Below are 13076 nucleotides of genomic sequence, written 5' to 3'. Positions count from 1 at the left end.
TGAAATTAAGATAGTAACCCCAGATAATAAACAAAAAATCTACGTGGGGTAAAATCATGAAAAAAATATTGGCACATATAAATACAGGATTACAAGAAAACAATTTAAAGACAGTGATGGAACTGCTTGTCCAGCTTGCTATGAAAATCCACCAAGAGCACCCAGAATCAGCTTCTCTAGATGGGGTTCATAAGCTGATGAAAGGCATTATTTCAGAAGATACTGAAAATGCCTCGAAAAAAAATTCAGACCATGAAACGACTGAGTTACGGTCTAGGTATAGTGATGCGTCCACCCTTGATAACACAATGGTTACGAAAAGCATGGGGGGCGTTCAGGAAGACATTAACCCTGGTAATGCCTGCAAAATACTCAATGCTATTGAGTCGGCAATGCAAGATAGAACGGAGAGTGTAGTATCAACTATGACTGACAATAATCCGACAAATACTTTGGAGTATTTGAAGTTTATGCGATTAGGTTTGACCGCATATATTGGAACCATTGATCAAAACATTAATGACTTTAACCTTGGCAATGAGGAGTATGTAAAGCAGGCAGGGACCATATTGACGAGTGATTTAGAGGCTGAAACGCTCAAATTTGGATTGAACCAGGCAATTTATTTGCTTCGCGAAGTTCCTCTATCACAAGAAGCATTTGACCAGTATGCCTTTGCTAAGCAAAAAGAATCCAAGAATGGCACTCAACCTACATTGCGTGCAGAGCAAAGAATTTGTTTGGACTCTATTGTACCTGGTGCCACAAAAGAGCAATTTGGAAATTTTTTAAAGGCAATTAAGGATCAAGGTATTAAAGATCTGGCAGGGCTAAATAAATGGATAGAATATGATCAGTTAAATAATGAAGAATTCCATACCAAATATGGGGTTGACAAATCCTCTGTGAATTTCTCACCAAAGCATACTAACGGTATAAAAATACAGAAACTTAATCAGCTCAAAGATACACTGGAGAAAGACCGTGATAGTTGTGGATTGCAGCAGGTAATCTCTCAAGCGATAAATCCTCTTTTGGGTGCTGATTTTAGCGCAGATGCTCAAGATCAGGTAATATCTCAACTTGAGAAATTAAAAGAAGTTATAGCAGTGACGCATACATTATGTCAAGGAGCAAAAGAAGGGCTGGATGATCGTCAGAAACAGGCGATTGATAAGCATGAACAAAATGTATTGAAAAGCACAACTAGCTTATTTGCGAATAAAATTAAAGGTCAAATTAGTGATACTCAAAAAGAACAGTATACAAACGAAATAAAAACATCTGAAAACGAATGTACAAAAATTGTCGATAATACAACATCCCGAAAGTTTTTATGTGCATTAACTAATTTTTTAAGCCATATTACCGTAGTGGGAATCATTGCAAATGTGGTTAATAAGTGTATGACTGGGGAGTGGTTGTTTTATAACCATGCCGAGCAATCAAAGGCTATACAATGCGCAGATCGCGATATTGCCTCTGCTGCACTGAGATGATAGGGATCTCCAGCTTAATAACATACCTAAGTGTAGGGTGGATAAGCCGAAGGCGCATCCACGCGGAAAAGCAAATATTGAGTATTGGTGGATGCGCCTTCGGCTTATCCACCCTAACTACTTTTATAAGGCGTATGCAATATGCCCTCACGAATACGTCATTATGGGAGAAGACATTGTTATTGCCAAAATAATCATCCTTGAATAACCTCAAAATAAAAATCTGGCAGAAGCTGCCAAATTCGCCGTAATTCCCTTTGGTAATTGATGTGGTCATAATACACCCGTCGCAAGTTATTTTGCGGGTTTTATGGGGAAGTAAGTTCGTGGGGATTTTTAAGGATCGAATTGCAGATAATAGCGAGTTCTATTGTCAAAATGAGATCCTTAAAAATCAGCCGAAGTTCAATGCCAGAAAGTCTGTAAAATGACTTACGATGGGTATACAATAAGCCTCATTCTATTTAGTGACTAAGGGACGGATGTGACCAATAATTTATCGTTTTGGCAGCTGATATTAAATGCAGATATTGTGGTGCAATTAATTATCTTAATTTTAATCCTGGGTTCCATTTGGTCATGGGCAATTATGATTCAACGTTATCAGGTGATTAAGTCAGCAAAAATCGAATCCAAGGCTTTTGCAAAACACTTCTGGTCGAGTGGGAATATTCATAAGCTTTATCAGGAGCTACAGCAAAATAAGCATAAAAAGCGTGGGCTATCCTATTTGTTTAGCTGTGGTTTTCGTGAGTTTATGCGTTTGCGCGCTCAGGCAACTTTACATGGAGATGTTGTGCTTGAAGGGGTTGAGCGTTCAATGCGTGTGGCAATGATGCAGGAGAGTGAAAAGCTTGAACATCAAATCTCGCTTTTAGGCACCATTGGCTCTATTGCGCCTTACGTGGGTTTACTAGGAACGGTTTGGGGAATTATGGCATCTTTTACTGCATTGGGTGGAGTTGAACAGGCGACTTTATCCATGGTGGCACCCCATATTGCCGAAGCATTGATTGCAACAGCACTTGGTTTGTTTGTCGCTATTCCTGCGGTGGTTGGTTATAACCGTTATTCACGCTCCGTCGATGCAGTTTTATTAGATTATGAAAACTTTCAGGATGAGCTTTGTACTTTGTTATATCGAGAGGCGTATAAGCAAAATCTGAGTGAGGAAGCATAATGCACCGCAGAGCATCTCGCCGCACAAAACACAAAGCGATGGTTGAAATTAACGTGGTACCTTACATCGATGTGATGCTGGTGCTGTTGATTATTTTCATGATCACCGCACCGATGTTGACGCAAGGTGTGAAAGTCGATTTACCACAGGCACAGGCTAAGAAAATTCCACCGTCAGAACAAAAACCCTTGATTGTAACGGTGAATCAGCAAGGTCAATATTTTATTAACCGAAATGATGAAACTGCCCCATTAACAGCGAACCAGTTGAGCCAGTTAGTTGTGGACACATTAACGCGGGATAAAGACAAGCAGGTATATGTTCGTGGTGATAAACAGGCAAGCTATGGTCAGGTAGTTGAAGCCATGGTGCTTTTACAAAAGGCTGGTGTCGCTAGTGTGGGATTGGTAACTGATGACTCAAAATCGTAGTCAAAACTCAAGGCAAGTTTTGGGTGCTAACGTGTATAATCGCTTAAAAAGACTATATGTTGCGGCAACTGCTACCCCTGAACGTTTAAGCTTTTGTTATTCCATTATGCTGCACGTTGTTTTTGTCATTGGATTAGTTATTTTAGCGAGTGTGTTGCAAGGTAAAAAAAACACATTGAACTTAGCAGGTCAGAGAACGATTAAGACAGTAGATACCACTGAAATTGTTCAGGCCACGGCGATTTCAACTCAGTATCTTGAAGAAGAGGTAAATGCCTATCAGTTAGCGCAAAAGCAGGTCTATGAGCAAAAACTGGCTCAGGAGCAGCATCAAGCAAAGATGAAAGAGATAGAAGAGAAAACAGCTCGCGCGCATGAGGCAGAACTACAACGTCAGGCAGCATTAAAGCAGGCAGAAGAAGCAAAAGTAGCAATGCTGGCGGAAGAAAAGCGTAAGGCAGAGCAAGAGGTCAAAAAAGCGCAAGAAGAAAAGCGTAAGGCAGAGCAAGAAGCCAAAAAAGCGCAAGAAGAAAAGCAAAACGCCCTGGCTAAAAAGCAAGAAATACAGAAGCAGAAACAAGCGGAAAAGCTTAGAAAAGAACAACAAGAACTTGCCAAACAAAAAGCGCTTGCAGCAGAAAAAAAGAACAAAGAAGCACAGTTAGCAGCTGAAAAACTGGTGCAGCAAAAAGCCCAAGAGGCGGCAGCAAAAGCCGCGCGTGAGGCGGCGTTAAATGCGCTTAGGCAGTCTGCATTAAGTGACTTGAATGCCCAGAGTGCAAGGGCTAGCGCACAAAGCGCGACAGATCAGGCATTACAGGCTTATGCAAGCGCCTATAAAGCGCGAATTGAAGCTGTGTGGATAATGGATGATTGTCGTAAGATAAGTGCGCAGAAGCTACCAACGGTGATGGTGATGGCAGGACATGCTCCTCGTATTTCAGTCTCAAGCGGCAGCACGCAGTGTGATCGCGCGCTTTTATTGGCATTTAAGAATGTGCAGGCGCCCGTCATGCCCACAGATGATGGCGCAAGAAAACTGATTGCGGAAGGTATAGATTTTAGATTTGGTCAAGAAGGATAAAGTATGTATAGATTAAAACAGTTGTGTCTCATTATTTTTGCGCTATTTATCGCGGTACTATCCGCACAGGCACGATTAACCATTAACATTACTCAGGGCGTATCACAGCAAATTCCTGTGGCTGTCATGCCATTTAAGGGCGCAAGAGTGAGCGATGCGCAAATTCCAGATGGAATTGCCGCGATCATCGCCGATGACTTGCGTAATTCTGGGCGGATTGCATCACAAACAACTCGTTTCCCACAGTCTGTGGAAAGTAGCAAGGATATTATCTGGTCGAAATGGCAGTCGGATTACATCCTCATTGGCAGCATAGACGAGCGTAATGGACGCTATGATGTCACCTATGAGCTGGTGAGTAAACTTAGTGGCAATGTATTAAATGCACGTAAGTTTACGAATGTGCAAAAAGATCAGCTGCGTCTGTTGGCACATACAATTAGTAACTTTTTATACGAAGCGATTACAGGCAGTAAGGGTTACTTTACCTCTAAGCTTGCATATGTTGATGTTGAAAATCCCTATAATGTTAAAAAAGCAGTTTATCAGCTGATCGTTGCTGATTATGATGGCTTTAACCCCCATGTGTTATTGCGTCAAACAAAAGACCCGATCATGTCTCCAGCCTGGTCAAAAGATGGGAAATATCTGGCATATGTCAGCTACAGCAAGGGGAATATGGCAATTTACACCATTGAAGTGTATACGGGTGTCAGAAAAAAAATTGCCAGCTATAAGGGCATTAACAGCTCACCCGCCTTCTCCCCAGATGGAAATACTTTGGCCATGGCGTTATCACAGGGTTACTCGGAAAACAGCAATATCTACTTGATGAATCTGGCTAACGATAAGCTCTATAAGAAGCTCACGCTCAACGGGATTAATACCGCCCCTGCCTTTTCACCTTCAGGAAAAGAGCTTGCCTTTGTTTCTGATCGTGGTGGGAACCCGCAAATTTACACCACCGATCTTAGCAGCAAATATCCATCCTCAGAGCGCCTCACTTATGGCGCTAAACAGGCATTTGACCCACAATATACCCCTAATGGGCAGAGCATTGTCTTCATGTATCAACAAAACTCAGGGACTCAGATTGCCAAGGTTGATTTAAACAGCAAGAAGATTACCGTGCTGACAAATGGGGTAATGGATGCCTCTCCAAGCGTGTCTCCTGATGGCAATATGATTATTTATGCCAAAGGTCAGGAATCAGGGGGAGCAAATCTTGCAATGGTGTCCATTGACGGCAAGGTTCAAATTAGCTTACCATCTAATACCCAAGGCGCAATCCAGTCTCCTGCATGGTCACCTGCGGTGTGACCCAAGGCTGAAACGATAAGACAATAAGAAAAGCACCAAAATTAATTTAGAGATAAATAAGGAATCACTATGACCAACAAGCAAACAAAGAAAAAATTATTAACGGCAACCAGTCTTTTATCTATTGTGCTTATGGCAGGATGTGCTTCGCAGCCTCAATCTCCCATCGAGGGAATTGGACCTGAAGGTGGTACGGGATTAGGTGCCAAGACGAATGGTTTGGTTGAGACTGGGGCGTTAGACAGCCAGAGTATTGCAGAACTGCAAAGTCAGATTGCCAATATTGATCAATACTCAGCGCAAGAGCAACAAGCAATGATGGCGACCCTGCAGGGCATGTCGGCATGCAAAACGGTTTACTTTGAGTTTAACAGCACGGCATTAGCCGATGATGCTAAAAATTGCCTCAATCAAGTGGCAACTTATTTAGTAAAATATAAGCAGCCGCTTCGCCTGGCTGGACACACCGATCCGCGTGGAAGTGAAAAATATAACTTAAACCTTGGGCAACGTCGTGCTGATGGTGTACGACAATATCTATTGCAGCAAGGGGTTAATGTAAACCAGATATGTACAGTAAGTTATGGTAAATCTCAGCCAGTGGCGGCTCCTTCACAGTTTTATGCACAGATGTGTAATGGTGTTGAAAATAATGTATGTAAGGCAAAAGCTGAGCAACACGCCTATTATCTGGATCGTCGTGCTGAGCTTGAGTTTGGTCAAAGCTGTGGTTGATCAGGTGGTGAAAGTGGTTAAAGTAAACACAAAAATTAAACGGGTCATTATTGCGGCGATTTTCCTGCCCTCTGCCTCTTTTGCTGATATAAGCACCGATGTACAGAGCTTGCAACTTCAAACTGCCAAGCTCAATAACCAGGTACAGTATCTGATCACTCAGCAGAGTCAGTCAGGCAGTCAGGCTTTCACGCAGCAACTGAGTGATTTAAGAGGGAAAGTTGAGCTTAACGCCTATAAGATTAATCAGCTCAATGATGTTGTTGCCAATAAGCTTGCACAGTTTGAAAAGCAAATAGCTGCACTTCAAGAAGAGGTGAATAAGCCATCGCCGCAAGCACTAAAGTTGCAGCAGGATAATGCCGCTTTTGATAAGGCAAATAGCGCACTATTAGCCAAAAACTACTCAGAAGCTGAAACCATGTTGAAGCAGTATTTAAAAGCCTACTACAATGGCGAGCATTACTCTGAATCATTATATCTACTAGGTCAGGTTTACTTGATCGATGGTAAGATTGATCTTGCGTATGAGCAGTTCAAAACCATCGTCACCCGTTACCCCAGAAGCATTAAAATCGCAGATGCTACTTATGCTTTGGCGTTGCTTGAGCTCAGTAAAGGAGATGTGAAAGCTGCAAAAAATCATTTGCTGCAGGTTGTTGACAAGTATCCTCAGCATGAGGTTGCAGTAAAGGCTAAGGCTGAACTTAAAAAATTAACGTAGCCATCGAATAGTTTAGGCAAATCTGATCGTCACTTGCTGCCATTCGTTCTCCCAAGATTAACTCCAGTAAGGTAGGCAGGCGTTGCTTGAAAAACCAAAAGAAAATATTTAAGGATCAAAGGATAAAAATGCGTAGTCATTACAGCTCAGAAGTTAATGAAACTCTTGTCGGTCAAATCGTCGAAATTTGCGGGTGGGTGCATAGGCGTCGAGATCATGGGGGGGTGATTTTCCTGGATATTCGTGATCGAACGGGTCTGGTTCAGCTGGTTTATGAGCCAGAAAATCAGGAAGTGTTTAAATTAGCGGATCATGTGCGTCATGAATACGTTATTAAGGCCAAAGGACTTGTTAAAATGCGCCCGGAAGGTCAGGAAAACTCAAATCTGACAAGCGGTAAAATAGAGATTATCGGTCAGGATTTGATACTGATCAATCAGGCAAAAACAATCCCCTTTCAGCTGGATGAGCATCAACATGTTGGTGAAGATGTGCGGTTGAAGTATCGTTATATTGATTTACGTCGCCCTGAGATTCAAAACCGTCTGATGCAGCGTGCGCGCATTTCACAATTTGTTCGTCGCTACCTGGATGAGCATGGATTTTTAGATATTGAAACACCTTTTCTCACCAAGGCAACGCCCGAGGGCGCGCGCGACTATCTGGTGCCAAGTAGAAATCATCACGGTAAGTTTTATGCTCTCCCGCAATCTCCACAGTTATTCAAACAGTTACTTATGATTTCAGGATTTGATCGCTATTATCAGATCGTCAAATGTTTTCGCGATGAAGATCTGCGCGCTGACAGACAGCCTGAGTTTACCCAGATTGATATTGAAGCATCATTTATTGATGAAGAAAGGCTTATGTCGATTATGGAAAAAATGATCCATGCGTTATTCAAGCAGGTGGCAAACGTGGATTTTCCTCAAAGTTTACCCGTCATCACTTACGCCGAGGCGATGGGTAAATATGGTTCAGATAAACCTGATTTACGTATCCCGCTTTATTTCGTTGATGTGAAAAGCATTATGAAAAATGAGGATTTTAAAGTATTCTCGATTCCTGCAAATGATGATAAGTCTCGGGTCATCGCAATGCGCTTGCCCGATGGCAATGCACTGTTGACACGCAAAATGCTCGATGATTACGCTAACTTTGTTGGTATTTATGGGGCCAAGGGCTTGGCGTATATCAAAGTCAATGACAAGTCTCAAGGCAGAGAGGGTTTGCAATCGCCGATTGTGAAGAATCTTTCAGAAGCCGCATTATCGCAAGTGCTGGAGATTACGGGTGCCAATGATGGCGATATTATTTTCTTTGGGGCAGGAAAGGTCAACGTTGTCAACGACTCAATGGGTGCGCTTAGAGTGAAAATCGGTGAGGATTTGAAACTTTACACTAAGGCGTGGGCGCCACTTTGGGTGATTGATTTTCCGATGTTTGAAGAAGCCGATGGCAGGTATTATGCTTTGCATCATCCATTTACCGCACCCAAAGTAGATTCGGTAGATGCGCTAAAAGCTTATCCAGAGAACGCCTTATCGCGGGCGTATGATATGGTAATTAATGGTTATGAAGTAGGTGGTGGCTCAATACGCATTCATGATCAGAAAATGCAGCAAATGGTATTTGGTCTACTAGGCATTACTGAAGAAGAAGCCAAAGAAAAATTCAGTTTCTTATTGGATGCCCTGCAATATGGAGCACCCGTTCATGGCGGTATTGCGTTTGGTTTAGATCGCTTAACGATGCTCATTACACACACAACCAATATTCGCGATGTTATCGCCTTCCCCAAAACGCAAACCGCAAGCTGTTTGATGACTGAAGCACCTGCAGAAGTTTCCAGTGCACAGCTTAAGGAGCTGGCCATTCAAACTGTTTTAGGTAACAAAGCGTAAATCCTGCTGCATTTTTTTCTTATTTCCTCTACCATAAGCCACCCGTGTGTAATAACTCCAACAATCTCTTCACAATAAGGAATTTTTTATGTCGAAACATTTAAAGCGTATTGCAGATGCTTATATTCTGGAACAGCGCCGAGCGCGTCGCTGGCGCATATTTTGGCGCTTTTGCTGGTTGGCTGTTGCTATCGCCATTATTGGATTGCTATTTAGCGAGTTTAGCAGTAAAACAGACGTGACCAATGATCATATAGCCTTAATTAAGGTGGATGGGATTATTGCTGATGATAGTAATGCCAATGCACAGCGGATTAATGCGAGCCTGGATGCAGCGTTCAAGGATAAAAATACCAAAGCAGTCATTATGCAAATCAATAGTCCAGGTGGTTCGCCTGTACAATCTGATGATATATACGAGCATATGCGCTTTTTACAGAATAAGTATCCGAGCACTCCGCTTTATGCGGTGTGTGTGGATGTTTGCGCATCAGGTGGCTACTATATCGCTTCAGGAGCAAAAGATATTTATGCCAATAAAATGACGATCACAGGTTCGATTGGAGTTCGTGCGGGAGGCTTTGGCTTTGTCGAGTTACTTAAGAAAATTGGTGTTGAAAGGAGGCTTTATACGGCAGGTAAAGACAAAGGGTTTTTAGATCCATTTGAACCGCAAAGTGCCTCACAGGTTGCAGAGATGGAAGCTATGCTGTCTGAAACGCATCAGGTCTTTATCGATGCAGTCAAAGCAGGAAGAGGTGAGAGATTGGATAACAAAGCAGACGATAAAATTTTCTCTGGGGTGCCTTTCTCTGGCATGCAGGCTAAAAAGTATGGTTTGATCGATGGCTTTGGCTCTGTTGACAGCTTGCAACGTGAGAAATTTAACAACATGGAAGTAGTTGACTATACTAAACCACTTAATTTACTGGACCAGCTTAGTCAAAAACTTGGCACGGAAGTTGTCTATCAAGCAGCACAAGCCAGTGGCATGAAGTTGCAGTGAGATGGCGCACCCGAGACGATTTGAACGTCCGACCTTTGGCTCCGGAGGCCAACGCTCTATCCAGCTGAGCTACGGGTGCAAAGACTCACAGGTGTGTGAAATTAACAAAAAATAGCATTAAAATCCAGGGGTATGATACAAATTCAATGAATATTCACGCAGATTAATTCAATAGTTTCACAAGCAATTGCGCTGGATGCAATAGCTGCTTATTACTAAAGCGCTTAACCTGGCAGCGGCATGAGAATCCAGTGGCAAGGTGTGTCTTATCTGTATTGTTGACATCGAACTTTTTTTGCCAGCTGGACGCATAAATTTTTTTGGATAACTCAAGATTGTCTGTTTCGTGACCAAAAGTGCCCGCCATGCCGCAACAACCAACTTTTTCAATGGAAAGTTTTACGCCAAAGGCTTTAAATATTTTTTGCCAGTGGATCATTGATACAGCTGCCAGTGAACGCTCAGAACAATGTGCAAACAGAGAAATGACTTCACTCTCAGTAGCATCTCTGGCAGGAAGATTTATCAGCGGTAGCTGCTTGACCAGCCACTCTTGAAGCAGTTCAACTTTAAATTTAACCTCATCTTTCAACATGGTTTTATATTCATCGCGATAGACCAGTGTCATGCTAGGATCAATACCTACTAATGGAACTTGTAAATGTGCAATTTTATTATAAAAAGCGGTGGCGTGTGCTGCTTTCTTTTGGAAATAAGGTAGAAAACCTTTAACGTGTGCTGCTTTACCATTTTCATAAAAAGGCAACACATAAACATGGAAGCCAAGCCTGGTAAGTAGATCGTATACCGCTAGCACAACTTCAGCATCATAGAAACTCGTAAACGCATCTTGAACGATGCAGACGACTTTCTGTGTGTCATTACTCTGGCACTTAGTGCGCAAATCAGCAAAGCTAAACTTTGGGGCATTGCGTTTCTTAAGCCCTGCTTTGAGCGTTTCCTTGGAGAGTAGCGGGGCGTCCATCAGTTTGAGCTTGTTTTGAACCCATGTTTTTACAAAAGCCGTGGACTGTAGTGAGTTCATAAAATGAGGAAACAAAGTTTGCCATTTGGCAGTTTTCTCAACGTACTTTATTGCATAGTCTTTTAAGGGGCGTTGGTAACGTTTGTGATACTCGGCTAAGAATAGGGGCTTCATCGCGGGAATATCAACTTTAATAGGGCAAGCGGTGGCGCATGCTTTGCAGCCAAGGCATTTATCAAGTGACTGGTAGACCTCATAAGAGAAATCGCTGGTATTTATTTTACTCCTGGTGCCAAGTGGTGTTTTGGTGAGAGGTTGGGGCTGATGGTTTTTTTCAGCAAGTTGTATTAACCATTCACGTAAGAGCGCGCTGCGCCCCTTCCCTTGGGTGAGTACACCCAGTTGTGTGAAACTTTAGCAGATGGGCACATGACTTGATCTGGGTGGTAGTTCAAACAGGCAGCATTGCCATTACAATCGAATGCACCAGAAAACATCGCCTGCGTCTGTGGATTGACCTTGGCGTCCTGGAGGCCTCTAAATGGACCATTTACCCTCACTAATTGATCCTCGCTTTGAAAGGGGACAACAATTTTTCCTGGATTTAGCTTATTGTCAGGATCAAAGGCTCCTTTAATTTTCTGTAAGGAGATGTGCAACTCTTCGCCAAAATAGTCTTTGACGTACTCACTTCTAAAGCCTTTTCCGTGCTCTGACCAATAGACTCCAGCATATTTTTTTACCAGGTCATTGACTTCTTTGGTCAGTTTTACTACCAGTGCCTGATCTTTGGGATCATTCATATCTAAGGCAGGGCGCATATGCAGGCAACCAACATCAACATGTCCAAACATGCCATAGCGTAGATTATAACTATCAAGTAAGGCTCTTAATTCAATAATATAATCAGCCAGGTTCTCAGGAGGAACCGCTGTATCCTCCATAAAGGGGATGGGTTTTCGATTACCTTTCATGGCACCTAAGAGTCCAACCCCTTTTTTTCTAAGCTCCCACAGGATAGCCATTTCATCCTTGTCGGAGGCTAAATGAAAAAGGCGGTTATACGCTTTAAAATGTTGTTGGGCAATGATGCTGGATTTACTGAGCTCGTCCTCATTGTGTGCAATAAACTCAACGAGATTGATGGCGGCGATTTCATGATTGGCATGGGTTTCCAGCATCGGGCGAATTTGTGGATAAATTTCGTCCTCTTTAGCGAGCTTTAAGATATTATCATCAATGGTTTCAATCGCGGCAGGATTAAGACTCAATAGACTCTTAGCATCGCGCAGCGCTTGATCAAAGTCACTGTAGCTGATCACAAATAGAATTTTGTGGTGAGGAATAGGGGTTAGCTTCAGTTTTAACCGGGTGATAAAAGCCAGAGTTCCTTCAGCACCAGAGACTAGATGATTAATGTTGATTTTCTGCAGGATGGGATCATAACATTTTGCCAGATTATAACCTGTCATAAACCTGTCTAACTTGGGGAATTGAGCCTTAATTTTGTCGTACTTTTGAATAATTTCACTATCAACTACCTGGTAGATATGTGCCAGGAGTGAGTTTCGTTGCGTACAACTGGCAATTAACTTATTTAGATTTAAGGCGCTTATTTCTTCAAAGGATACTCGTTCACCATCACTCAAAACGCACTCAAGCTCAAGCAGGTGTTCACTGGTGCGCCCATAAATCCGCGAACCTTTGCCGCAGGCATCGGTGCTGGTCATGCCTCCGATTGTGGCGCGATTACCAGGGGATAGGTTGGGCGCAAAAAACACATGATGAGGAGCAAGAATTTCATTGAGCTGATCTAAGACCACCCCAGGCTCGACAATAACATAATTATTCTCAAGATTGATTTCCACAACATTATTCATATAACGACTGGTATCAATGATAATTCCTGTAGTCAAGGATTGACCATTAGTGCCCGTGCCCGCGCCGCGGGCACTAAATTTCAGGCTTCGAAAGGGCTCAGTAGCGGCAAGACGAAAAATCTTTTCAATATCGAGGTGGCTTTTGGGGAAAATAACCAGTTCGGGCACAACTTGATAAATGCTGTTGTCGATGGAGCTAGTGATTCTCGTGGCGTAATCATTGTGAATATCGCCGTTAAACTCAGTATCGGCTAACTCTTTGGCAAACTGCTCAGAGATTGCGTATTGGGTTGAGAATTTATCGAGTATGGGCAACATGTCGAGGATG

At 42.6% G+C, this 13076-nt stretch carries 10 protein-coding genes, 1 tRNA gene and 1 pseudogene; 10 read left to right on the top strand and 2 right to left on the bottom strand.

The window, feature by feature from the left end; genetic code table 11:
* The first annotated feature begins 56 nt into the window (after window positions 1-56).
* The 10 genes from CU053_RS04460 to CU053_RS04415 all read left to right on the top strand — a co-directional run bounded on the left by CU053_RS04460 (window position 57) and on the right by CU053_RS04415 (window position 9883).
* On the top strand, window positions 57-1499 hold the full coding sequence (locus tag CU053_RS04460; RefSeq protein ID WP_100550932.1) for a hypothetical protein: 1443 nt from the start codon (window positions 57-59) through the stop codon (window positions 1497-1499).
* Between the two features lie 37 nt (window positions 1500-1536).
* The gene (locus tag CU053_RS04455) at window positions 1537-1707 is read left to right on the top strand and encodes a hypothetical protein (protein ID WP_158107003.1); all 171 of its coding nucleotides are present in this window, start codon (window positions 1537-1539) and stop codon (window positions 1705-1707) included.
* A gap of 276 nt (window positions 1708-1983) precedes the next feature.
* A complete protein-coding gene (tolQ, locus tag CU053_RS04450; protein WP_100550931.1) occupies window positions 1984-2679 on the top strand; it encodes a protein TolQ in 696 nt (231 codons plus the stop codon).
* The gene (gene tolR / locus CU053_RS04445) at window positions 2679-3110 is read left to right on the top strand and encodes a protein TolR (protein ID WP_233263336.1); all 432 of its coding nucleotides are present in this window, start codon (window positions 2679-2681) and stop codon (window positions 3108-3110) included. Before tolQ ends, tolR begins: the two co-directional genes overlap by 1 nt.
* Window positions 3094-4194 carry a cell envelope integrity protein TolA gene (gene tolA / locus CU053_RS04440; protein ID WP_100550930.1) on the top strand — a complete coding sequence of 367 codons (1101 nt, stop codon included), beginning with the start codon at window positions 3094-3096 and terminating at the stop codon, window positions 4192-4194. The genes tolR and tolA overlap by 17 nt, the downstream gene beginning before the upstream one ends.
* 3 nt (window positions 4195-4197) lie before the next feature.
* On the top strand, window positions 4198-5514 hold the full coding sequence (gene tolB / locus CU053_RS04435) for a Tol-Pal system beta propeller repeat protein TolB (RefSeq protein WP_100550929.1): 1317 nt from the start codon (window positions 4198-4200) through the stop codon (window positions 5512-5514).
* A 69-nt stretch (window positions 5515-5583) separates the two neighbouring features.
* Window positions 5584-6249, top strand: coding sequence for an OmpA family protein (locus CU053_RS04430; protein ID WP_100550928.1), 666 nt, complete (start codon window positions 5584-5586; stop codon window positions 6247-6249).
* On the top strand, window positions 6167-6973 hold the full coding sequence (locus tag CU053_RS04425; RefSeq protein ID WP_158107002.1) for a tetratricopeptide repeat protein: 807 nt from the start codon (window positions 6167-6169) through the stop codon (window positions 6971-6973). Before CU053_RS04430 ends, CU053_RS04425 begins: the two co-directional genes overlap by 83 nt.
* A 128-nt stretch (window positions 6974-7101) precedes the next feature.
* Entirely contained in the window at window positions 7102-8877 is a 1776-nt protein-coding gene (aspS, locus tag CU053_RS04420; protein WP_100550926.1) for an aspartate--tRNA ligase, read from the top strand.
* Between the two features lie 88 nt (window positions 8878-8965).
* On the top strand, window positions 8966-9883 hold the full coding sequence (locus tag CU053_RS04415; RefSeq protein ID WP_100550925.1) for a S49 family peptidase: 918 nt from the start codon (window positions 8966-8968) through the stop codon (window positions 9881-9883).
* 2 nt (window positions 9884-9885) lie between these two features.
* Here CU053_RS04415 and CU053_RS04410 read toward each other — a convergent pair.
* A tRNA-Arg gene (locus tag CU053_RS04410) sits at window positions 9886-9962 on the bottom strand.
* A gap of 84 nt (window positions 9963-10046) precedes the next feature.
* Window positions 10047-13066, bottom strand: a pseudogene (locus tag CU053_RS06655) (FAD-binding and (Fe-S)-binding domain-containing protein).
* Between the last annotated feature and the right edge of the window lie 10 nt (window positions 13067-13076).

This window comes from Caedibacter taeniospiralis, from assembly GCF_002803295.2.
Classification (GTDB): domain Bacteria; phylum Pseudomonadota; class Gammaproteobacteria; order Francisellales; family Francisellaceae; genus Caedibacter; species Caedibacter taeniospiralis.
Note: the sequence above shows the minus strand (reverse complement) of the source record. Positions and strands in the feature narration are given on the sequence as shown.

Coding starts and splice junctions, on each gene's coding strand:
- CU053_RS04415 (WP_100550925.1), top strand. CDS start 8,966: ATGTCGAAACATTTAAAGCGTATTGCAGATGCTTATATTCTGGAACAG.
- tolR (WP_233263336.1), top strand. CDS start 2,679: ATGCACCGCAGAGCATCTCGCCGCACAAAACACAAAGCGATGGTTGAA.
- tolA (WP_100550930.1), top strand. CDS start 3,094: ATGACTCAAAATCGTAGTCAAAACTCAAGGCAAGTTTTGGGTGCTAAC.
- tolB (WP_100550929.1), top strand. CDS start 4,198: ATGTATAGATTAAAACAGTTGTGTCTCATTATTTTTGCGCTATTTATC.
- aspS (WP_100550926.1), top strand. CDS start 7,102: ATGCGTAGTCATTACAGCTCAGAAGTTAATGAAACTCTTGTCGGTCAA.
- CU053_RS04460 (WP_100550932.1), top strand. CDS start 57: ATGAAAAAAATATTGGCACATATAAATACAGGATTACAAGAAAACAAT.
- CU053_RS04430 (WP_100550928.1), top strand. CDS start 5,584: ATGACCAACAAGCAAACAAAGAAAAAATTATTAACGGCAACCAGTCTT.
- CU053_RS04425 (WP_158107002.1), top strand. CDS start 6,167: ATGTATGTAAGGCAAAAGCTGAGCAACACGCCTATTATCTGGATCGTC.